The following is a 21,720-nucleotide window of genomic DNA, read 5'->3' as shown; positions in this document are numbered from 1 at the left end:
GGACTGACCGCTCGGGGACACAGCTAGGATGGCGCTGGATGACGACATCCGCATCCTGTCCGGCGTGAAGCTTTTCCAGGGCTTCACGCAGGAACAGCTGCGCCTGCTCGCCTTCGGCGCCGAGACCACGTTCCTGCAGGCCGACCATAAGCTCTACCGCGAGGACGACGTTGCCGACTCCGCCTATATCGTGGTCAGCGGCTTGATCGCGCTCTATCGGGAACAAGGCGGCGAACGCGTCCCGATCGGTACGGCAGGCCCGGGCACCATGCTGAGCGAGCTGGCGCTGATCGCCGATACCAACCGGCTGACCAGCGCCTCGGCCGCGGTCGATTCGGAAGTGATCCGCTTGAGCCGCAAGATGTTCCACCGCATCCTGGAAGAATACCCGGAGATCGCTGTGCTGTTGCACGATCGCATCCTGGAAGAATTCCAGCAGATGATCGCCCGCATCGAGGCGCTGGCGCCGCGGTTTACGGGTTAATCGAGGTTGAACTTCGCAATCACCGGCACATGGTCGGAGGGCTTCTCCCAGCCGCGCGCCGCCTGCAGGATCTCGTAGCCGGCGAAATTCGGCACCAGGTTGGCGGACGACCAGACATGATCGAGGCGACGGCCGCGGTTAGAAGCTTCCCAGTCCTTCGCGCGATAACTCCACCAGGTGTAGAGTTTTTGCTCGGCCGGCACGTTGAGCCGCATCAGGTCGACCCAGCCGCCGGCATTGCGCATCGCCTCGAAGTTTTCCGTCTCGACCGGCGTGTGGCTGACGACGTTGAGCAATTGCTTGTGCGACCAGACGTCATGCTCCCGCGGCGCGATGTTCAAGTCCCCGACCAGGATCGACGCGGATAGCTCGTCCTGGCTCGCCGGCATGCCGTTCATTTCTTGGACGAAGTCGAGCTTGTGCCTGAATTTGCGGTTGATTTCCGGATCCGGCTCGTCGCCGCCGGCCGGCACATAGAAATTGTGCACCAGCACCGATTTGCCGCCCGCCTGCACCCTGACCGACAGATGCCGGCTGTCATCGATCTCGCAGAACCGCCGCTTTTCGACCAGCTCGATCGGTCGGCGGGCGACGGTGGCGACGCCATGATAACCCTTCTGGCCGTGGAACAGGATGTGCTCGTAGCCCGCCTTGCGGAAGGCCCTTTCCGGGAAGAGCTCGTCGGGAACCTTGGTCTCCTGCAGGCAGAGCACGTCGGGCGCGTGCTCTTTCAACAGCCGCTCGACGATCGGCATGCGCAGGCGCACGGAGTTGATGTTCCAGGTGGCAATGGTGAAGGGCATGCGGCGGGGTCCGGGACGGCTAAGGTCGCCGAACTAGTGCCAGCCGCGCAGCGGAAACACAAGCTATGGATAATGGCGTAGGTCAGCGCCGCCCGACAGAGCTCCGGAAGCGGTGGGAGACCTACCGCGTCTTGGTGTTGATCTCGCGGTTCGCCGTGTAGTCGATCGCAAAAGTGTCGGCCGGGAAGCTGCCGCCTTCCTTGACGTTGAAGATCATCACCGTCGTGTCTTTGCCTTGCGCGTCGGTGATCGTCCACTGGCGCAGTTCGTAGGTCTTCGGATCGAACATCATGGTGATCATCGCATTGCCGAAGACCGACTTGTCGGAAAGCTTGATGGTGGTGAGGTCGTCCTCTTCCTTGATGGCCTTGACGCGTCCGCCGGAGAGGTCGATCCGCTCGTCGAGCAGCAATTTCAACGGTGTCTTCGACAATGGGTAGAGGTCGGAGGTGTTGAGCCTCTTGTTGAGGATCACCACCGACTTGCCGTCGGAAATCACGCGGAAGTTCGAGGAGCCGTCATAATTGAAGCGGATCTTGCCCGGGCGCTCGAGGAAGAACTTGCCGCCGGTCTGCTCGCCTTTCGGGCCGAACTGGACGAACTCGCCGCTCATCGACTTCACCGAGGAGAAATGGTCGGCGATCTTCTGCGCCGCCGGCGGCACGGCGGCCTGCGCCGCGGCCACGAGCTGGTAGCCCGGCACGAGGTTGAGAGCGGCAGCTCCGCCGAGCATCAGGCCGAGGCCGAGGAGCTGGCGGCGGGTAAGGGCGAATTCGGTCTGGGTCTTCATGCCGGTCACTTCCTGTGATTCGTATGGTGGCAGTATTTGGACTCCCACTGGGGCCTAAGTTTGGCGGCTGCGCGACGGCCCCTCGGATATGCGCGGGCGACAGGCCCGTCGCACAAACGCGCCAGAGGATTTCCGGTTGCTAGCCGACCCCGGTTGGGCATTTCACCAGGCCAAGGGTTTGTTGAGGTTCAGGTCAGGCCGGCCTCACCTGAATATCGATAAACCCTAGAACTTGTCCTCTTCCGTCGGCACCAGGATCTCGCGTTTGCCGGCATGATTGGCCGGGCCGACAATGCCTTCCTTCTCCATCTTCTCGATGATCGAGGCGGCGCGGTTGTAGCCGATGCCCAGCCGGCGCTGGATGTAGCTGGTCGAAGCCTTGCCGTCGCGCAGCACCACCGCCACTGCCTGGTCGTAGGGATCGTCGGAATCCTCGAAATTGCCGCCGCCACCGCCGGAGCCGCCACGGCCGCCCGAGCCTTCTTCCTCGTCGTCGTCGTCGTCCTCGGTGATGGCGTCGAGATATTCCGGCACGCCCTGCAGCTTCAGATGCGCGACGATCCTCTCGACCTCGTCGTCCGAGACGAACGGACCGTGGACGCGCTGGATGCGACCGCCGCCGGCCATGTAGAGCATATCGCCCATGCCGAGCAGCTGCTCGGCGCCCTGTTCGCCAAGGATCGTGCGGCTGTCGATCTTCGACGTCACCTGGAAGGAGATGCGGGTGGGGAAATTGGCCTTGATGGTGCCGGTGATGACATCGACCGAGGGGCGCTGCGTCGCCATGATGACATGGATGCCCGCCGCGCGCGCCATCTGCGCCAGGCGCTGCACCGCGCCCTCGATGTCCTTGCCGGCCACCATCATCAGGTCGGCCATCTCGTCGATGATGACCACGATATAGGGCATCGGCTCGAGATCGAGGTTTTCCGTCTCGTAGATCGCCTCGCCGGTCTGGCGGTCGAAGCCGGTCTGCACCGTACGGGAAATCCTTTCGCCCTTCTTCTCGGCCTGTTGGACGCGCGCGTTGAAGCCGTCGATGTTGCGCACGCCGACCTTGGACATCTTGCGGTAGCGGTCCTCCATCTCGCGCACCGTCCACTTCAGCGCGACGACCGCCTTCTTCGGATCGGTGACGACCGGCGTCAAAAGATGCGGGATGCCGTCATAGACCGAGAGTTCGAGCATTTTCGGGTCGATCATGATCAGCCGGCATTCCTGCGGCGTCAGCCGGTAGAGCAGCGACAGGATCATGGTGTTGATGGCGACCGACTTGCCCGAGCCGGTGGTGCCGGCGACGAGCACGTGCGGCATTTTGGCGATGTCGACGATGACGGCCTCGCCGTTGATGGTCTTGCCAAGCGCCAGCGCCAGCCTGGCCTTGGTCGTCTCGAAGTCGCGGCTGGCCATGATCTCGCGCAGATAGACCGTCTCGCGCTTGGCGTTGGGCAGCTCGATGCCGATGGCGTTGCGGCCGGGCACGACGGCGACGCGGCAGGCAATGGCGCTCATCGAACGCGCGATGTCGTCCGAGAGGCCGATGACGCGCGAGGATTTGATGCCCGGCGCCGGCTCCAGTTCGTAAAGCGTGACGACCGGGCCGGGGCGGACATGGATGATCTCGCCCTTGACTCCGAAATCATCCAGCACGCCTTCGAGCAGGCGCGCGTTCTGCTCCAGCGCGTCCTTCGACAGGCTTGGATCCTTGGCGACGTTCTTCGGCTCGGACAGGAAATGCAGCGACGGCATCTCGAACGTGTCGGAACCGATCAGCGAGGTCTGCGCTTCGCGCTGGACGCGGGCGCCCGGCACGGGGCGCGCAGCCGGCGCCGCGACGCGGGTTGCGGCATCGGAGCGGAAATTCTGCACCCTGGCGGTCGGCGCGCCGCGGCGCTGGACAGGCGCCTCGTCGTCGAAGTCGTCAAGGCCGACGTCTTCGTCCTGCTCGTCGTCGAAGATATCCTGGTTGGCTGGATCGACCGAGACGCTGCGGTCGTTGACCATGGCGGCGAAGAATTCCGGCTCGACGCGAGCGCGGCCGCCGGGGCTCATGCGGGCCTCGGCGAACTCGGCCGATTCGACCCGCTCGGCGGCGCGCCGCCAGGCGCTTGGCCGTGGTTCCATCGGCGGTTCGAACTCGTCGCGCTCCTGCCTGCGGCGCGCGGCGCGGCGGTGCATCCAGGCGCGGAACGACAGCCACCAATGGGTGATGGCGCCGAGCGCGAGGATTCCCTCGTCGCCTTCGTCCTCATCTTCGTCGAACAGCATCTCGTCCTGCTCGCGCGGATCGGGCCGGGCGGTGCGCTCCATGACGGCAAAGCCGTTCTTGCGCGCGATCAGCGCCGAGCCATAGCCGAACAGCCACAAGGCTGGAGCGGCGAGGATGACCGCTATGATCGTCGCGAAAAGGCCTTTCGGGTAACCGCCGACCGCGATGCCGGGGATTTTCAGCACCATGTCACCAAAGACGCCGCCGAGGCCGGTGGGCAGCGGCCAGGTGTGGGGCGGCGTCACGCAGCCGGCGATGGCCGCGGCAGTGAGCGCAAAACCGAACCAGGCGAAGCCGCGCTTCGGCAATTTGTCGACGCCGCGCGCCGAAAACAAAAGGAAGCCCCAAATCACCGCCGGCACCAGGCCCGCGACCGCGGCAAGGCCGAAGAACTGCATGGCGAGGTCGGAGAACACCGCGCCGGTATAGCCCATGGCGTTGGTGACGACGTTGCTGGTGGCGTGCGAGAAACTCGGGTCGGCGACATTCCATGTGGCTAAAGCAGCGACGCCGAAGGCGGTGAACAGGAACAGGCCGGCGCCGACCAGCCGCCCGACCTGACGCCACGCGAATGCCTGAATGCCGTGCCCCGTATCGGTCAGCGCGAGCGGTGCTGAAGCGCCTGAACGCATGCCTCTTCCCCGTTAATCGTTGCCTGGCCGGGCGCGTGGCGCACCTCGGCAGATTCGGACGCCAGACTATCGGGGGGAAGGTTAAGGCCGCATTAACCATGGGCCTTTACCGAGTTTGCGCTCGAACAAAGATGGCAGGCTTCGCAGCCCGCCACCTCTTGTCTTGAAACGCCAATAAGATCAGGCCCGTCCGGACCCGACCTTGAGCATCACTTGTTGGCGCCGCCATAAGCCATCAGGTTGGCGCAGAATTCGGCGTGAGGCTTGCTCATCGCCGCGTCCTGGCATTCCTTCATCATCATGTCCTGCTTATCCTTCGGCATCGAAGCCCAGGCCGCCTTGAAATCGGCTTCCGGCTTCATGGTCTTCATGCTGGAATCGGTGAAGAACGGGGCCATGTTGGTCGGCTCATCGAGGGCACCGGCAAGTGCGACGCCGCTGACCATCGAAAGAGCCATTGCTCCCAGAAAGATGTTCTTGAAGTTCATCAGGTGGTTCCTTCCCTCTTGTTTGGCGAGCGCCAGATTGACGGTCGCAACACAGGTACGAAACCAGGGATGCCAACGTTTCACGCTGGCGCGATCAAGTGAATGTGATCGAAGGGCCGAATGGGCCGCAGACTGACAAAAAAGAGGCCCGGAAGGTTGTTCCGGGCCTCAAGGCGTGAGCTCCTTTTCGAGAGCGTCACCACGGGATCTTGGGAGGAATTCGGGCCGGCGGGAGGAGGATCCGCCGGCCCTTGGCTTAAAGCGCGTCGCGCTGAAATGGATTCAGGCGACGCGCTTTAAGTCTTTGTTTTGATGCATGTCGTTGTCCCAGAACCGCTGCGCACTTCTGAGCGACATGCATTGGCAGGCCTTACGGCACGACTTCGCCGTGTTGGGTGACGTCGAGACCTTCGACCTCTTCCTGGGTGGACGGACGCAGGCCGACCAGCGCCTTGACGATGTAGAGGATCACGAAGGTGGCGATCGCCGTCCACAGGATGGTGAAGGCGATGCCGTAGAGCTGCTTGGCCACCGAAGCGTCCTTGCCGAGCGCGTTGATCGCCGGATCGGCGAGCGCGCCGGTGAGCAGCGCGCCGACGATGCCGCCGACGCCATGAACGCCGAAGGCATCGAGCGAGTCGTCATAGCCGAAAGCATGCTTGAGCTTGACCGCCGACAGGTAGCAGATGACGCCGGCAAGAATGCCGATAATGAAGGCGCCGGTCGGATTGACGAAGCCGGAAGCCGGCGTCACCGCGACGAGGCCGGCGACGGCGCCCGAGATGATGCCGAGAACCGAAGGCTTCTTGGCGACGATCCATTCGGCGAACATCCAGGCCAGCGCCGCCGCGGCGGTGGCGACCTGGGTGTTCATCATCGCCGCGCCCGCAAGGCCGTCGGCGGCCAGTTCCGAGCCGGCGTTGAAGCCGAACCAGCCGACCCACAGCAGCGAAGCGCCGATGACCGAATAGACGAGGTTGTGCGGCGCCATGTTGGTGGTGCCGTAGCCCTCACGCTTGCCGAGAACGAGCGCGCAGACCAGGCCCGCGACACCGGCATTGATATGGACGACCGTGCCACCGGCGAAGTCGAGCACGCCGGCCGTGCCGAGGAAACCGCCGCCCCACACCCAATGCGCGATCGGCGCGTAGACGAAGACCAGCCACAGGCCCATGAAGATGAGCAGCGCCGAGAATTTCATGCGTTCGGCGAAGGCGCCGGCGATCAGCGCCGGCGTGATGATGGCGAAGGTCATCTGGAACATCGAGAAGACGAATTCGGGAATGTTCGCCACGCCCGGCAACCACAGCGTCGAGACGGTGATGCCGTGGTGGAAGAACCTCGAGAAGCCGCCGATATAGGCATTCATCGACGCCGATTCATTGGTGGTGAAGGCGAGCGAATAGCCGAACATGAACCACAGCACCGTCACCAGGCAGGTTATGGCGAAGCTCTGCATGATGGTGGCGAGCACGTTCTTCTTGCGCACCATGCCGCCATAGAACAGCGCCAGGCCCGGAATGGTCATCATCAGCACCAACGCCGTCGAGGTCAGCATCCAGGCGGTGTTGCCGGTGTCGAGCGCGGGCGCCGGCGCCGCGGCGGTGGCTGCCGGGGCAGCTTCCTGCGCGAAAGCGGCGACGGTGCTCATCGCCACGAGCGCGAGCGAAGCGGCCGCGCGTCCCGTGGTCTTCAAGGTGGAAGGAATATTCATTTAACTCTCCGTTGGAATGGCTGATCGCGGCTCAGAGCGCGTCGGTGTCTGTTTCGCCGGTACGGATGCGAACCGCCTGGTCGATGCCGAAGACGAAGATCTTGCCGTCGCCGATCTGGCCGGTCTTGGCGGCCGAAGTGATGGCTTCGACGGCCTTGTCGACCATGTCGGCACCGACCGCGACCTCGATCTTGATCTTGGGCAGGAAGCTGACCGCGTATTCCGCGCCGCGATAGATTTCCGTGTGCCCTTTCTGACGCCCGTAGCCTTTGACTTCGGTGACGGTCAGGCCCTGGATGCCGACGGCGGTGAGCGCTTCGCGCACCTCGTCGAGCTTGAACGGCTTGATGATTGCCATCACGATTTTCATAAGGTTTCACCCTTTGCTGTTGCGGTCCCCCGCGTTTGCACACCTTCACCGATCCCGAGGAGAGCCGGAGAGTGCCCGACAGGATTCAAGCTCCGTGCCAATTGCCGAGGCAGGGTGTTAACCTCTTGTAAACAAAGGGAACAGGCGGCCCGCGCACATTCTTTGTGCGCAGGCGCGTCGCTCTAGCAGCTTAAAAAATAGGCAAAATTCCAGAAATGCCTACTTAACAGGCTCTAGCCGAAAGCCGGCTCAGCGTTTCAGCCGGATAAGCCCTTCCTGGGCGACCGAGGCGATGAGCATGCCGTCGCGCGCGAACAGCGAGCCACGGGTGAAGCCGCGCGAGCCTTGCGTCGAGGGACTGTCCTGATTGTAGAGGATCCAGTCGTCCAGCGAGTGGCTGCGGTGGAACCACATGGCGTGGTCGAGGCTGGCCGCCTGGATGTCGCGGTCGAAGATGGCGCGGCCATGCGCGAAGGTCGAGGTGTCGAGAAGCGTCATGTCCGAGAGATAGGCGAGCACGGCCGCCTGAATGGCGCGGTTTTCCGGCACCGGGCCGGTGGTGCGGATCCAGATGTTCTGCTGCGGCTCCAGCTTCTCGCGGCTCGTATAGTGCTTCAGCATCACCGGCTTCATCTCGATCGGCCGGTCGCGCTCCCAGTAGCGCCTGATGCCTTCCGGCACCGCCTCGCCGAATTTTCCCAGAAGCTCGCGCTGCGAAAGCAAAGTATCGGGCGCCGGCACATCGCGTGGCATCGGCAGCTGATGCTCGAGGCCCACTTCGTCCTGCTGGAAGGAAGCCTCCAGCGAGAAGATCGCCTGGCCATGCTGGATCGCCACCACCCGGCGCGTGGTGAACGAGCCGCCGTCGCGGATGCGGTCGACCTCGTAGACGATCGGCAGCTGGGTGTCGCCCGGCCGCATGAAATAGCCGTGCAGCGAATGCACGTGCCGCTCCGGCTCGACCGTACGCTGCGCAGCCACCAGCGCCTGGGCGATGGTCTGGCCGCCGAAGACACGCTGCCAGTCGACCTTGGGGCTGCGACCACGATACAGATTGTGTTCGATCTGCTCGAGGTCGAGAATGTCGAGAAGCTCGTCCATGGCCGCCGTCATGTTTGAAATCCTTCAAAGATGTGCCATGGCCGGTTTCGGACAGGACGTGCAGGCAGTCAAGGCCGCAAACGGCAGCCGGCCGAAACCGCGAAAGGATGATGCCATGGTCGACCGCAAGCCGGATAGAGCAGGGACCAATGGAAACCGCGAGGCGCCGCTCGACGTGCTCATCGCCGGCGCCGGCTATGTCGGCCTCACCGCCGCGGTGTCGCTGAAGCAGGCGCGTCCGGGCCTCGCCGTCGCCGTCGTCGATGCCGCTCCTGCCGGCGTCTGGCAGCGCGACGGCCGCGCCTCGGCCATCGCGGCGGCCGCCAGCCGCATGCTGGAACAGCTCGGCGTCTGGAAAGAGATCGTGCCGGAAGCGCAGGCGATCACCGAAATGATCATCACCGACTCGCGCGCCGCCGACCCGGTGCGCCCGGTGTTCTTGACCTTCGACGGCGAGGTGGCGCCTGGCGAGCCTTTCGCCCACATGGTCGCCAACCGCGACCTCAACGGCGCGCTGCGCCGGCGCGCGGCGAAGCTCGGCATCGACATCATCGAAGGCATGGCGGTCAGCGCCTTCGACGTGAACGGCGCCGGCATCACGGTGCACCTGGCCGACGGCGCGACGCTGAAGTCGCGGCTGCTCGTCGCCGCCGACGGCGTCAACTCCAGGCTGCGCGACATGGCCGGCATCAAGACCGTCAAATGGGAATACGGCCAGTCCGGCATCGTCTGCACGGTGGCGCATGAGCGCCCGCACAACGGCCGCGCCGAGGAGCATTTCCTGCCGGCCGGCCCGTTCGCGACGCTGCCGCTGAAGCCGGACAAGGATGGAACCAACCGCTCGTCGATCGTCTGGGTGGAGCGCACGGAAGACGCCAAGGCGCTGGTCGAGGGCGACGATTTCGTCTTCGAGCACGATCTGGAGCAGCGCTTCGGCCTGAAACTCGGCGAGATCCGCGTGGCCGACAAACCACGTGCCTGGCCGCTTGGCCTGACGTTGGCGCGCGCCTTCGTCGCGCCCCGCATCGCGCTCGCCGGCGACGCCGCGCACGGCATCCACCCGATCGCCGGCCAGGGCCTCAATCTCGGCTTCAAGGATGTCGCGGCATTGGCCGAAGTCGTGGTCGAGGCCGACCGGCTCGGCCAGGATATCGGCGCCCTCGACGTGCTCGAACGCTACCAGCAGTGGCGCCGTTTCGACACGCTGCAGATGGGCGTCACCACCGACGTGCTGAACCGGCTGTTCTCCAACGACATCGGTCCGCTGCGCGCCGCGCGCGACCTCGGCCTCGGCCTCGTCGAGCGCATGCCCAGGCTGAAAGAGTTCTTCATCCGCCAGGCCTCGGGCCTGTCCGGCGACACGCCAAGGCTGTTGAAGGGCGAGGCGATCTAGACTGTATTTGCAGTGGCGCCGAAAATTCAGGTCAGGCCGGCCTCACCTGAATTCTAATTCACCTCAAACCCCAGCTTCTGCCGAAGCCTCAGCATCCGCTGGTCGGCGATCCTGAGGCTCTGCTCGCCGCCTTGCGCGACACGGTTCAGCATCCTGAGCAGATCGTCCCGCTCATGGGGATCGAGGCGCTCGCGCAGGAACGGCGCCAGCTTGTCGATGACGATCGTCGTGTCGTCGACCTGCGCGGCCGCCCATTTGGCGTAGACCACGGCCTCGTCGGCCTTCTTTGGGCTCTCCGCGATCTGCGAGATCACATCGCGGATGACCGCTTCGCGCTGCGGCAGCACGGGACCATGCTCCGAAACGATCGCGGTGATCAGCGTCGCGGCCGCCACAACCGGGTCGTCGATCGCGGTCAGCGGCGAAAGCGCCGCCTGTTTGCGCAGCCTCTTGCGGCGCACGGAACCCTGGACCCGACCGATGACATCGGCAACGTCACGCGCGGCCTCGTTCATCGCCTTCATCCGGTACCACCAGATGGCCGCCGCTCCCAGCACGCCGAGGATAGCAATCAGGAAAGGCATGTCGAATTCCCCCGAAAATCCGGGCGACGATAGGAGAAGTGCCGCACCGCTTCAACGCGCGACGGTTGCCATGACTGAGAAACGCTGAAGATTTTTGCAGAGAAAACGTCGACCGCTCCGATTCACCCTGAGGGGCGGTTATGACCTAGGTACGTCGTAGATCGCCCTGACCTCTACCGTGCCGAGCTCCGCAAGCGGGATCCTGGCGGCAATGTCGAGCGCCTCGGCAAGGTCCGCCGCCTCGACCATGACGAAGCCGAGCAACTGCTCCTTGGTCTCGGCGAACGGCCCGTCGGTCACCATCGCCTTGCCCTTGCGCCGCCTGAGCGACTTCGACGTCTTCACCGACTGCAGCGCCTGCGCGACGATCAGCTTGCCTTGTCGGTCGAGCTCCCGGTCATAAGCGAGCGAATCGGCATCGAGCCTGGCCGCGCGTTCGGGAGTGAGCGCGAGGAGGTCTTTCTCCTCGCCATAGACCAGCAGCACATATTTCATTTCGAGCTCCCTTCATGCGATGAACCATAAGAGGCGATGACGGGCGTGTCAGCCGGGTTCGCGGCGCGGTCGAGAATGCATGCGCCTATGCCGATGACGGCGACGGCCGCGAGCAGCCGGCCGAATCCGGATGCCGGCTGATCAAGCCAGAAATCCTGCCGCTGCCGGGCTGTTCGTCCCGGACGCTCCCAAAAAGCGAAAAACAGATTGTCCATGTGAACCTCCATCCGGCCGTGAAAATCCTTGGCCGCCCGCAGGACGCACGAGCCGCGGCGAGGTCGACATTTTTGCATCCGCATTTTTGAGAATATTTTTCAAAGCCGCCGTGGCGGATGCGGCGGAGCATGGATAGCCTTCCGCTGCGCCCGCGCTATAGTTCAGTGGAACGTCGGCGCCCGCCGGCGAGAAACCTCGACAAGGCAGGAGGACTTCATGGACCGCACCGCAAACGCCGTCTGGACAGGCAATCTGAAGGAAGGCAAGGGCACGCTGGACACGCAGAGCGGAACGTTGAAGGGCACGCCCTATTCCTTCAAGGCTCGCTTCGAGGATGAGAGCGGCAAATCCGGCACCAATCCGGAAGAGCTGATCGCGGCCGCCCATGCCGGCTGCTACGCCATGCAGCTGTCCCACTTCCTGGCCGAGAACGGCACCCCCGCCGCCGAGCTGGACGCCAAGGCGGTGGTGACGCTGGTCCCCGGCACCGGCATTACCGGCAGCGCCATCACGCTGGTCGGCAAGGTGCCTGGCATCGACGCCGCAAAGTTCAAGGAACTGGCCGAGAAGGCCAAGGCGGAATGCCCAGTCTCGAAAGCGCTCGGGGCTATAAAGGTTTCGCTCGACGCAAAGCTGGGGTGAGCGGCGTTCCATTTGCCGGGGTCGCGATCCTTCGCGCCCCCCTCTGGCCTGCCGGCCATCTCCCCCTCAAGGGGGGAGATTGGCAGCCTCCGCGCCTCGCCCATCCTGCGACGTTAGCAATTGGCGAAAGCCGGCGTGACATCTGATCTCCCCCCTTGAGGGGGAGATGTCCGGCAGGACAGAGAGGGGGGCCTCACGCCAACGTTTCTCATCAACGGAACTACCCGCCCAGCGCCTCGATCTTCGCTCGCAACGCCGCAACCTCTTCCTCCAGCGCCGTGACGCGCGCTTCGAGATCGGAGGCCTCCGACGCCGCAGGCTGCCAAGGCGTTGCCGCCACCGCACTCGCCTCGACCGGCCCGCTCAGCAGATGGACATAGCGCTCCTCGCGCTGCCCGGGCGCGCGCTCGAGCAGTTGGATCAGTGGCGGCCTGCGGCCGATCATCAGGTCGAGATTGTCGCGAAGCTCCTCGATCGAGGCAAAGCGCGCCATGCGCTCCGAACGGGCAAGCAGTTCATGTGCGGTCTGCGCGCCGCGCAGAAGCAGGAGACCGATGACGGCGATCTGCGGCGTGGTCAGCGAAAAGCGCTGCGCCATCAGATGCTCATAGCGCTCGACGCGCGAAGCGAAGGCCTGGCGCACCAGCCCTTTCTGCTCGAGCGAGCTCAGCGCCCGCCTGATCTCGGTCAGCTCCAGCGCCATCACCGGCTCGCGCGCCGTCTTCTGGTTGGCAGCCTGGTGCGCGCCGTTCAGCGTCAGCGGATAGACGTCCGGCGTCAGCTCCTTCTTCTCGATCAGGGAACCGAGCACGCGCGCTTCGGCGGGAGAGAGGATGGGGAGATCGGTCATTGGCTTGGCTTTTCGATAAAGTCGGTTCTCTGGGTATCGATTTTGACAGACATCGGACCGCTGCGACAAGGCAGAACCTTAGACAAGTCGGCGGGACAGCGCCCCCCTCTGGCCTGCCGGCCATCTCCCCCTAGGGAGGAGATCGGCAGTTTCGCCGGCGGCACTGGTCCTTCAACGTTGGAGATTGGCGAAAGCCGCGATGACAGCCAATCTCCCCCCTAGAGGGGGAGATGCCCGGTAGGACAGAGGGGGGCGCGCGAAGGATCGCTACGTACGAAGTTGAGCCGCCAAGTCCTAGACGCGGCGTTCCACCATCATCTTCTTGATCTCGGCGATCGCCTTCGCGGGGTTGAGCCCCTTGGGACAAGTCTGCGCGCAGTTCATGATGGTGTGGCAGCGATAGAGCCTGAACGGGTCTTCCAGATTGTCGAGCCGCTCGCCTGTCGCCTCGTCGCGGCTGTCGATTAGCCAGCGATAGGCCTGCAGCAGCGTCGCCGGGCCGAGATAGCGATCGCCGTTCCACCAGTAGCTCGGGCACGACGTCGAGCAGCAGGCGCACAGGATGCATTCGTAAAGCCCGTCGAGCTTCTCGCGGTCCTCATGGCTCTGCAGCCATTCCTTGGCCGGCGTCGGCGAGACCGTCTTCAGCCACGGCTCGATCGAGGCGTGCTGGGCATAGAAATTGGTGAGGTCGGGCACCAGGTCCTTGATCACCGGCATATGCGGCAGCGGGTAGATCTTCACCGCGCCCGAAATGTCCTCGGCGCCCTTGGTGCAGGCCAGCGTGTTCGAGCCGTCGATGTTCATGGCGCAGGAGCCGCAGATGCCTTCGCGGCAGGAGCGGCGCAGCGTCAGCGTCGGGTCGATCTTGTTCTTGATCCACAGCAGCGCGTCGAGCACCATCGGCCCGCAATCGTCCATGTCGACGAAATAGGTGTCCATGCGCGGGTTGCCGCCGTCGTCCGGCGACCAGCGGTAGATGCGGTACTCGCGCAGGTTCGTGGCACCCTCCGGCTTCGGCCAGGTCTTGCCCTGCTTGACCTTGGAATTCTTGGGAAGCGTGAGTTCGACCATTATCTGCGGTCCTTTCGGATGACGAGCTTCAGCCCGGACCAGATTTCGTTGACGGCGGCGACCTTGACGTCGACAAGGTTGCTCATAGAGATTAGCGCAATCGTCATCAGAAAAGCCCTAGGTAACGCTTCTTCTTGACGACGCTTGGTCTGCCTGCATCCAACACATCGGAAACACCCGCGGTGTCGAGTGCGATAATCAGAGCCTCCACACCCTTATTCAGCTTCAACGTCATCTCATCCGCGTGTAACGGGACGACGGTGAAGAAGTTAACCTTAGTGCCGTCGGCTGCACGGAGGATATCTTTCTTGTCGGGCCAACTCGGTGGACGGAGAAGAATTATGCCGGACATTTTGGTGTTCTGGGCGTAAGGCTCCGGCGGACTGCCTTGTGATGCAACGGTATGCGAACTCCAGATCCAGCTTCCATAATCGTGAGGCATCCGGGCGAGCGACTTCATCAAGCGGATGGGCCAGTATTTATTCGGATCAGCGAGTTGGCTTTCGGGGATCATTCCGTTTTCCCCAGCAGCAAACCATGACGCCGGCAGCGTGAAAACCAGTTCGGCCCGTTCAAAATCCTCACGAGGGTGGAGATTGTCCGGAACATTCATCGGGAGATCGCTCATCCCGCTCGTTACAAGAGTCCAGTTATTCCTCACCTCGTTTGGCGGAAACACTAGTATATCAAGATGCACTTTATCAGAGATGATTTCGTGAAAAACACCTGCTTGGACGCCCAGGAACTCTTCCAGATATCCTTCGATTTCCACCAAGTAGACGGCGACATCTCTCGGACCTCGAAACTCCGTTCTCACACCAGTGTAGTCGTACACTGAAGTTCCGTCGGGTAATTTCGACCGCTTTATCATTGCCGCGTCAATACACCCTGGCCTTCGGCGCGATCTTGGCGAGGCTGATGCCGCCGTCCTTTTCGGCCAGCAGCGTCTCGGTATGCACCGGCCGGTAAGTGAGCGTCACCTTGCCGTCCTCGCTGACGCGGGCCAGCGTGTGCTTGCGCCAGTTGGCGTCGTCGCGAGCCGAGAAGTCTTCCCGCGCATGCGCGCCGCGGCTCTCCTTGCGCGCCGCCGCGCCGTGGACGGTGGTGATGGCGTTGGCCATCAGGTTTTCCAGCTCCAGCGTCTCGACAAGGTCGGAGTTCCAGATCATCGAGCGGTCGAAGACCTTGATGTCCTTGAGCTCGTCCCAGATCGCAGAGATGCGCTTGCAGCCATTGTCCAGCGATTCCTGCGTGCGGAAGACCGCCGCGTCCTCCTGCATCGCCTTCTGCATCTTTTCACGCAGCACGGCCGTTGGTGTCGAGCCGTTGGCGTGACGCAGCCTGTCGAAGCGGTCCATGATCTTGTCGACCGAGGCTGCGTTGGGCGAGGGGATCGCCGACTTGCGGTCGATCACCTGACCGGCGCGCAGCGCCGCCGCGCGGCCGAACACGACGAGGTCGATCAGCGAGTTGGAGCCCAGCCGGTTGGCGCCGTGCACCGAAGCGCAGCCGGCTTCGCCGACAGCCATCAGGCCGGGCAATACGCGATCCGGGGCCTTGGCCGTTGGGCTGAGCACCTCGCCCCAATAGTTGGTCGGCACGCCGCCCATGTTGTAATGCACCGTCGGCAGCACCGGGATCGGCTCCTTGGTGAGGTCGACGCCGGCGAAGATCTTCGCCGATTCCGAAATGCCGGGCAGCCGCTCGTGCAGCACCGCCGGGTCGAGATGGTCGAGATGCAGGAAGATGTGATCCTTCTTCGGCCCGACGCCGCGGCCTTCGCGGATCTCCATCGTCATGCAGCGCGAGACCACGTCGCGCGAGGCAAGATCCTTGGCCGACGGCGCATAGCGCTCCATGAAGCGCTCGCCTTCGGAATTGACGAGATAGCCGCCCTCGCCGCGCGCGCCTTCGGTGATCAGGCAGCCGGCGCCATAAATGCCGGTCGGGTGGAACTGCACGAACTCCATGTCCTGCAGCGCGAGCCCTGCGCGCGCGGCCATGCCGCCGCCGTCGCCGGTGCAGGTATGCGCCGACGTGGCGGAGAAATAGGCGCGGCCATAGCCGCCGGTCGCCAGCACCACCATCTTGGCCGAGAAACGGTGGATGGTGCCGTCATCGAGGTTCCAGGCCACGACCCCGGTGCAGGTGCCGTCCGGCTCGGTGATCAGGTCGAGCGCGAAATATTCGATGAAGAACTGCGCGTTGTTCTTCAGCGACTGGCCATAGAGCGTGTGCAGCATGGCATGGCCGGTACGGTCGGCGGCGGCGCAGGTGCGCTGCACCGGTGGGCCTTCGCCGAAATTCATCATCATGCCGCCGAAGGGCCGCTGGTAGATCTTGCCCTCTTCCGTGCGCGAGAAAGGCACGCCGTAGTGCTCGAGCTCGTAGACTGCCGCGGGCGCCTCGCGCACCATGTATTCCTGCGCATCGATGTCGCCCAGCCAGTCCGACCCCTTGACGGTGTCGAACAGGTGCCACTGCCAGTTGTCGGGGCCCATATTGGCGAGTGAGGCGGCGATGCCGCCTTGCGCGGCAACGGTGTGCGAGCGCGTCGGGAACACCTTGGTGATGCAGGCGGTGCGCAATCCCTGCTCGGCCATGCCGAGCGTGGCGCGCAGGCCGGCGCCGCCGGCGCCGACGATCACGACATCGAATTTGTGGTCGACAAAGGTGTAGGCGGAAGCCGCGTCAGCGGTGTTTGGATTGGCCAAGACGTCAGCCTCCGAATGCCAGTTTGAGCAGGGCGAAGAGCGACGCGACGCCGACTGCCACTGCGAAGAAGGTGTTGAGAGCGATCAGCGCCAGTTTCATGCCTTCGCCATGCACATAGTCCTCGATGATGACCTGCATGCCGAGCCGCATGTGGTAGAGGCCGGAAATCAGCACCAGAGCCAGCACCAGCGCCACGAAGGGATTGGCGAGCGCTGCCCGCACTTCCGTATAGCCGTGGCCGTTGACCGCGATCAGGAAGCCGACGAAGAACAGGAGCAGCGGTATATTGGCGATCGCCGTCAGCCGCTGGCGCCAGAAATGCTGCGTGCCCTCGCGGGCGGAACCGAGGCCGCGCACCTTGCCGAGCGGCGTGCGCATGTCGTTGTTGTAACCGCTCATGCCAGGCCCCCCCGCGCCATGTAGCCGGCGATCCAGATCAAGAGCGTCAGCACGATCGAGCCGGCGAGCGTCGCCCAGGCGATCTTCGACGCGGTGTTTTTTTCCAATCCCGCCCCGGTGTCCCAGACGAGGTGGCGCAAACCGCCCAGCATGTGGTGCATCAGCGCCCAGGTGTAGCCGAAGAGAACCAGCCGGCCGAGCCAGGAGCCGAAGGCCCAGTTGACCCAGTCGAAAGCGGCCTGCGAGCTCGAAGCCGCGATCAGCCACGCCGCCACCAGCAGCGTGCCGAAATAAAGCGCGCCGCCGGTGATGCGATGGATGATCGACATCGTCATCGTGATCGGCGGCCGGTAGATCGACAGGTGCGGCGAGAGAGGCCGTTCACGTCTGGCAACTGCGCGGGTGGCTGGTGATTTGCTCATGGCTCCCCCAGTTCGGCATCCTGGAAGCCGCTATGGAATGCGGCGTTTGCAGCCTGCATATATGGCTCCGGACAGCCGGTTTCTAATGCTCTTTTTGCACCGCGTCAAAGCCGGAAAATCGTTTTGGAAACATCATTTAGTCTGACAAATTGGCGGTCCCGCGCTTCAATCGATTAGCGGCTGTTTCGAAGCCGGCGCAGCGTTCGCTGCAGTGCAACAAACAGCGCTACCTTCTACAGGTCTGCGGGGTGGATCCCCGCTTCATCACCAGCGCCTCGCGCCCGTCGATCACGATTGCGTCATGCGTCGCCGCTTCCTGGTAGCGGCTGCTCTGGTTGGCGGGCGAGGCCGCAAACTCCTCGGTCGTGCCATCCGGCCGGACCACGCGCAGCGACGAGCCGAGATTCTGGATGGTGATCACACCGCCATTGCCGCACCTGTAGGTGGCCGTGCCGACACCGGATCGCGGCACGGTAAGGTCGGTGATGATCTTGGTTGGTGCAGGCGTTGCGGGCGTCTTGGCAGTTGCAATTACCGGAGACGTTGCCGGCACCGGCGACGTCGTGGGCGCGGCGGACGGCTGGGCCGCCGCAGGCGTTGTGGCATTCGCCGCCTTCGGCGCGTTGTCCTGCGGCACGCAGGCCGCGGCCGCGAGAAGCAGCGGGATCGCGATCGACACCCGAACCGTGTGGCCAAAGCTCATTCGCTGCCCCTTTCGTGCGCGGCACGCTACGGCAATTCCAGGAGAAGTGTGAACCGGTTAGGTTCGGCGCCTTCGCCGCAGCTTCCGTCCGGAATTGCATCAAAACAAAGAGATAGGGCGGTCTGCCGTTCTCAGTGAAACGGTGAACTGCTCTAACCACGTGGCGCCTGAAGATCAAGCTCACGTTGAGTCAGGGCGGACGGTCCGGTCGTCACGACGGTCCCGCGGCGAGGCAACAACCGGCGCCTCCGAAATTAACCATGTTCCTTAAGAACCGGCTCCGGAAGCCTTCCGCCTCTTAACAAAGGTTAAGAAAGAGTTAATTTCTGATTCGAACCGGATTGCGGGCGCGATCCGTCGCGTCGATCAAGGGAGAGCGACATGCGTTTGAATTCAGTGCGGATAGTGCTTGCGGCCGGATCGCTGGTGGCGTTCTCGGTTGCAATCGCCGCGCCGGCCGAAGCCGGCTTGCGCCATCACGATCGTGTCTATGCCGATTCTTTCGGCAATCTCGTCATCGACAGCGCCGCCGGCTACAAGCGCATCATCGTCGGCGAGGGCAAGCTTGCCAAACAACTTTCCGATTACACCAGCGCCGGCCAGCCTGCCGTGGTCTACGACGAATCGGACGAGCCCGGCGCGCCCGGCTGCTACCAGCCGCCGGTGCTGGTGAAGGGCCGCTCCTATATGTACGGACTTTCCGATGGCGAGATGCCCAATCTCAGCCCTTGCCGTTGAAAACCGTCGGCGTGGCGCGGCGCCGTGCCACGCCTGATACGCGCACGCAGTCGCGGCCGGCATTCTTGGCTTCGTAGAGCGCAGCGTCGGCGCGCCGCAAAAGAGCGGCAAAACCTTCGTCCGCGGTCAGCTCCGCCACGCCGAAGCTCGCGCTGCAGCGATGGTCGGCCGGCAGACCATCGATCGGCAGGGCTCCAAACGCGTTGCGCGCGCCCTCGGCAAACAGCCGGGCGGCGGCAAGATTGGTGCCGGGCAGGATAATGGCGAACTCCTCGCCGCCGATACGGCCGGCGACATGGTGTTCGGCTGCGGCTTCGCGCAGGAACCCGGCGAATGTCTCGATGACGCGGTCGCCGCAGGCATGGCCATAGCTGTCGTTGATGCCTTTGAAATAGTCGAGATCGGCGATCACCAGCGCCACCGGCACGCCGCGCCGAACGGCGTCGCGCATGGCAAGGTCGGCGTGACGCTCGAAGCCGCCGCGGTTGAAGAGCCGCGACAATGCGTCGGTCTCCGACTTCGAGGTCGCCTCGGCCAGCACGTCGCGCACCAGGACGGCTAAAGCAAGCAGCGCCAGCGCCAGCCCGAACACGGTGCCCAGCGATTGCGACACCAGCGCGTAGCTGGTCTGCACATAGGCCTGAGGGTTGGCGCCCCAGCCGCCCAGCGCACCCGCGATGAACGGCTTGGAGGCAAACTGCACGGCGCTGGCGCCGAGCACCAGCGCAAGCACATGGTCGAGCCGCGCAAGTCTTTGTCGGGAGGAGAGCACGATGCCGAGAGCGGCGAACTGCATGGCGGCGTAAGGAAGCTGGTAGGCCATCATGCGCGTCAGCGAATGGCGCGGCAGGTCCTGCACCAGATAGACGGCGACCGAAGCGACGACCAGGAAGCACAGCATCGGCGGCCACGGCGGCCGCATGCCATATTTGTGCGCCAGCCCGCCATTGAAGGCGATGGTCGCGCCGAGGAACACGGCAAAGGCCGCAACGACCGGCAGCCGGGCATCCGCGAAGGCGGGGATGCTGAATTCGATGGCGAAATAGGCCATGCCGAGCAGGTAGCTGAAGGCAAGCCAGCGCGCCGACCCGCGCCCGGTATCATAGACGGCAATCGTCATGAACGCCGCCGCCAGCAGCCCGGCGACGAGCAAGTTGATCATCAGGATGAAGTCGGCGCTGCCCATGTTCTGCTATACCCTAGACCGATAGCAAATCATCGACCGGCGAAAATCACGTTAACGCTATGGGAGGCCGCAGGCCTGCGATTGGCCGCAACGCCCGCCTTGTCGTCAGAGCATTTGGAATGCCGCTTAGAGGTCAATGGCAATCGCCTGGTTCCGCGATTGGCCGAGCCATCCCTCCGATCGTCATCCACGGGCGAAGCAAGGAGCGAAGCGACGCGCGCAGACCCGAGGATCCATTCCGTTACTTTCGAGAGCTGCTCACGGCGCAGAATTCTGCTCCGCTGCATTCTTCGGCGAAGGTCACGGAATGGATACTCGGGTCTGCGCTCCGCTTCGCGTCGCTCCGCCCGTGGATGACGAAGGCGCGGGTGTCCACTTGCATCACCCAGCCGCGAGCGGCTCGGCGACCAAAGTTGTTTCGGGCCGCTCGTAAGAAAGACGGACGCTGTCACGGCCGTTCTTCTTGGCCTTGTAGAGCGCCTCGTCGGCGCGCCGCATCAATGGCGCCAGCCCTTCCGTGCCGGAGCGGCCGGCAACGCCGAAGCTTGCGGTGACCCTGGCGCCGGGCGGCAGGCCATCGATCGCGCCGGCCGAGTAGAAGCTGCGGATCGCCTCGGCAAAGAGCCTCGCCGAAGCGAGGTCGCTAAGCGGCAAAAGCACGGCGAACTCTTCGCCGCCGATGCGGCCGGCTGCTCCGCGCGCGCCGGTGGCGGAGCGCAGCTTGGCGGCGAAATCGGCAATCACCCGGTCGCCGGCCTCATGCCCGTACCTGTCGTTCAGCGCCTTGAAGTGATCGAGGTCCGCCAGCACCAGGGCGACGGGAAATCCGGCCTTGCCGCACTGATCGAGCAGCAGGGTCGACCGCTCCTCGAAGCCGCGGCGGTTGAGGATACCCGAGAGCGGATCGGTGTGGGTCTCCGCCTTGAGCGCCCGCATCACATCGAGCGCCGCGGCGGTGAACAGGCAAAGCGCGATCAGCAGCGACAGGAGCGCATGCGAAAGCAGCGCCGTCGTCCAGTAGGACGAGCCGTAAAAGCCGTCATAGCTTGGGAACGGCCCATGCGCGATCACGACGACCAGCGTGCGGGCGATGAAGTTCAGGCCCGAAAGCAGCGACAGCACGAAGAGAATCTTTTCGGTCGGACCGTTGTTGCGCACGGTCCTCAGCTCGGCGGCGACCAGCAGGCTGAGCGCGCCGAAGCCGAAATTCATCCCAAGCACGCGCCAGGTAAGGTCCGGCTGGACGAACATGAACCAGATAAAGGCGGCGAGCCCGCCGCCGGTCACGACACCGATGCCGACATAAGGCACGCGCCGCCCGTAACGCGCGACGATCGCGCCGGAGAGGCAGCAGGCCGCTATCGTGAAACAGATGTTGGAAACGAGCTTGGTCGCCGCCACGCCGACCGGAAGCGTGAAATATTGCAGCAGGAAACCCGGCGCCGACAGGCAATAGCTCGCGCCGAGCGTGGCCAGATACGGACGATGGCGTTGATAGGACCACAGCACGAGGAACGCAGCGCCGAGCACCAGCGCTATCGTCGGATTAAGCAGCGCTATGAGCAGACCGGTGTCCAAAGGACTGCGACTTTCCCCAACTTACCCAAGGAGAGATATTAGGGCGTAAGCCCAAACAAGCGGTTAAGCGGCGA

At 64.0% G+C, this 21,720-nt stretch carries 23 protein-coding genes and 1 pseudogene; 4 read left to right on the top strand and 20 right to left on the bottom strand.

What is annotated here, in order from left to right; all coding sequences use genetic code 11:
* Nucleotides 1–28 precede the first annotated feature (28 nt).
* Nucleotides 29–484: a cyclic nucleotide-binding domain-containing protein gene (locus tag AC0L2L_RS10475; RefSeq protein ID WP_473578094.1), complete on the top strand. Its 456-nt coding sequence runs from the start codon at nt 29–31 to the stop codon at nt 482–484.
* On the opposite strand, the gene xth is transcribed toward AC0L2L_RS10475, so the two are convergent.
* The 7 genes from xth to tesB form a co-directional block, all read right to left on the bottom strand.
* The gene (gene xth, locus AC0L2L_RS10470; protein ID WP_473578093.1) at nt 481–1,287 is read right to left on the bottom strand and encodes an exodeoxyribonuclease III; all 807 of its coding nucleotides are present in this window, start codon (nt 1,285–1,287) and stop codon (nt 481–483) included. The genes AC0L2L_RS10475 and xth overlap by 4 nt on opposite strands.
* Before the next feature lie 121 nt (nt 1,288–1,408).
* Nucleotides 1,409–2,077 carry an outer-membrane lipoprotein carrier protein LolA gene (locus tag AC0L2L_RS10465; protein ID WP_473578091.1) on the bottom strand — a complete coding sequence of 223 codons (669 nt, stop codon included), beginning with the start codon at nt 2,075–2,077 and terminating at the stop codon, nt 1,409–1,411.
* A gap of 225 nt (nt 2,078–2,302) precedes the next feature.
* Nucleotides 2,303–4,978, bottom strand: coding sequence for a DNA translocase FtsK (locus AC0L2L_RS10460; RefSeq protein ID WP_473578090.1), 2,676 nt, complete (start codon nt 4,976–4,978; stop codon nt 2,303–2,305).
* A gap of 209 nt (nt 4,979–5,187) precedes the next feature.
* The gene (locus AC0L2L_RS10455; protein WP_473578089.1) at nt 5,188–5,466 is read right to left on the bottom strand and encodes a hypothetical protein; all 279 of its coding nucleotides are present in this window, start codon (nt 5,464–5,466) and stop codon (nt 5,188–5,190) included.
* Nucleotides 5,467–5,836: 370 nt separating this feature from the next.
* Entirely contained in the window at nt 5,837–7,162 is a 1,326-nt protein-coding gene (locus AC0L2L_RS10450; protein WP_198021723.1) for an ammonium transporter, read from the bottom strand.
* 49 nt (nt 7,163–7,211) lie between these two features.
* On the bottom strand, nt 7,212–7,550 hold the full coding sequence (locus tag AC0L2L_RS10445; protein ID WP_027169082.1) for a P-II family nitrogen regulator: 339 nt from the start codon (nt 7,548–7,550) through the stop codon (nt 7,212–7,214).
* 249 nt (nt 7,551–7,799) lie between these two features.
* Nucleotides 7,800–8,663 (bottom strand): acyl-CoA thioesterase II, encoded by an 864-nt coding sequence (gene tesB, locus AC0L2L_RS10440; protein WP_473578087.1) that lies wholly within the window; start codon nt 8,661–8,663, stop codon nt 7,800–7,802.
* A gap of 103 nt (nt 8,664–8,766) precedes the next feature.
* Between tesB and AC0L2L_RS10435 the strand changes: the two genes are divergently transcribed.
* Complete coding sequence (locus AC0L2L_RS10435; RefSeq protein WP_473578459.1) at nt 8,767–10,044, top strand: ubiquinone biosynthesis hydroxylase; 1,278 nt, start codon at nt 8,767–8,769, stop codon at nt 10,042–10,044.
* Nucleotides 10,045–10,097: 53 nt separating this feature from the next.
* Here AC0L2L_RS10435 and AC0L2L_RS10430 read toward each other — a convergent pair whose 3' ends face one another.
* From AC0L2L_RS10430 to AC0L2L_RS10420, 3 genes are all read right to left on the bottom strand, one after another.
* On the bottom strand, nt 10,098–10,628 hold the full coding sequence (locus AC0L2L_RS10430) for a hypothetical protein (protein ID WP_473578085.1): 531 nt from the start codon (nt 10,626–10,628) through the stop codon (nt 10,098–10,100).
* 138 nt (nt 10,629–10,766) lie between these two features.
* A complete protein-coding gene (locus AC0L2L_RS10425) occupies nt 10,767–11,123 on the bottom strand; it encodes a YciI family protein (RefSeq protein ID WP_473578083.1) in 357 nt (118 codons plus the stop codon).
* The gene (locus tag AC0L2L_RS10420; protein WP_473578081.1) at nt 11,120–11,338 is read right to left on the bottom strand and encodes a hypothetical protein; all 219 of its coding nucleotides are present in this window, start codon (nt 11,336–11,338) and stop codon (nt 11,120–11,122) included. Before AC0L2L_RS10420 ends, AC0L2L_RS10425 begins: the two co-directional genes overlap by 4 nt.
* Before the next feature lie 217 nt (nt 11,339–11,555).
* Between AC0L2L_RS10420 and AC0L2L_RS10415 the strand changes: the two genes are divergently transcribed.
* Complete coding sequence (locus AC0L2L_RS10415; protein ID WP_027169076.1) at nt 11,556–11,981, top strand: OsmC family protein; 426 nt, start codon at nt 11,556–11,558, stop codon at nt 11,979–11,981.
* A 220-nt stretch (nt 11,982–12,201) separates the two neighbouring features.
* Here the strand turns inward: AC0L2L_RS10415 and AC0L2L_RS10410 are convergent, their stop codons facing one another.
* The 8 genes and pseudogenes from AC0L2L_RS10410 to AC0L2L_RS10375 form a co-directional block, all read right to left on the bottom strand.
* The gene (locus tag AC0L2L_RS10410) at nt 12,202–12,831 is read right to left on the bottom strand and encodes a YceH family protein (RefSeq protein ID WP_473578080.1); all 630 of its coding nucleotides are present in this window, start codon (nt 12,829–12,831) and stop codon (nt 12,202–12,204) included.
* 294 nt (nt 12,832–13,125) lie between these two features.
* Nucleotides 13,126–13,905, bottom strand: a complete 780-nt coding sequence (locus AC0L2L_RS10405) for a succinate dehydrogenase iron-sulfur subunit (RefSeq protein ID WP_473578078.1) — start codon at nt 13,903–13,905, stop codon at nt 13,126–13,128.
* Nucleotides 13,905–13,988 (bottom strand): annotated as a pseudogene (locus AC0L2L_RS10400) (DUF3052 domain-containing protein); the annotation flags it as partial. The gene AC0L2L_RS10405 and the pseudogene AC0L2L_RS10400, both read right to left, overlap by 1 nt.
* Before the next feature lie 23 nt (nt 13,989–14,011).
* Nucleotides 14,012–14,740, bottom strand: a complete 729-nt coding sequence (locus AC0L2L_RS10395; protein ID WP_473578077.1) for a suppressor of fused domain protein — start codon at nt 14,738–14,740, stop codon at nt 14,012–14,014.
* Between the two features lie 43 nt (nt 14,741–14,783).
* On the bottom strand, nt 14,784–16,619 hold the full coding sequence (gene sdhA, locus AC0L2L_RS10390) for a succinate dehydrogenase flavoprotein subunit (protein WP_473578075.1): 1,836 nt from the start codon (nt 16,617–16,619) through the stop codon (nt 14,784–14,786).
* Nucleotides 16,620–16,623: 4 nt separating this feature from the next.
* Complete coding sequence (gene sdhD, locus AC0L2L_RS10385; RefSeq protein ID WP_027169071.1) at nt 16,624–17,019, bottom strand: succinate dehydrogenase, hydrophobic membrane anchor protein; 396 nt, start codon at nt 17,017–17,019, stop codon at nt 16,624–16,626.
* A complete protein-coding gene (gene sdhC, locus AC0L2L_RS10380; protein ID WP_473578073.1) occupies nt 17,016–17,441 on the bottom strand; it encodes a succinate dehydrogenase, cytochrome b556 subunit in 426 nt (141 codons plus the stop codon). Before sdhC ends, sdhD begins: the two co-directional genes overlap by 4 nt.
* Before the next feature lie 226 nt (nt 17,442–17,667).
* On the bottom strand, nt 17,668–18,144 hold the full coding sequence (locus tag AC0L2L_RS10375) for a hypothetical protein (protein WP_473578072.1): 477 nt from the start codon (nt 18,142–18,144) through the stop codon (nt 17,668–17,670).
* 381 nt (nt 18,145–18,525) lie between these two features.
* On the opposite strand from AC0L2L_RS10375, the gene AC0L2L_RS10370 reads away from it, so the two are divergent.
* On the top strand, nt 18,526–18,882 hold the full coding sequence (locus tag AC0L2L_RS10370) for a hypothetical protein (RefSeq protein ID WP_473578070.1): 357 nt from the start codon (nt 18,526–18,528) through the stop codon (nt 18,880–18,882).
* Here AC0L2L_RS10370 and AC0L2L_RS10365 read toward each other — a convergent pair.
* A complete protein-coding gene (locus tag AC0L2L_RS10365; RefSeq protein ID WP_473578068.1) occupies nt 18,866–20,068 on the bottom strand; it encodes a GGDEF domain-containing protein in 1,203 nt (400 codons plus the stop codon). The two genes, AC0L2L_RS10370 and AC0L2L_RS10365, sit on opposite strands and share 17 nt — an antisense overlap.
* Before the next feature lie 381 nt (nt 20,069–20,449).
* Nucleotides 20,450–21,646, bottom strand: coding sequence for a GGDEF domain-containing protein (locus tag AC0L2L_RS10360; protein WP_473578067.1), 1,197 nt, complete (start codon nt 21,644–21,646; stop codon nt 20,450–20,452).
* Between the last annotated feature and the right edge of the window lie 74 nt (nt 21,647–21,720).

Source organism: Mesorhizobium sp. WSM4832, assembly GCF_055811115.1.
This window is presented reverse-complemented; position numbering and strand designations above follow the sequence as displayed.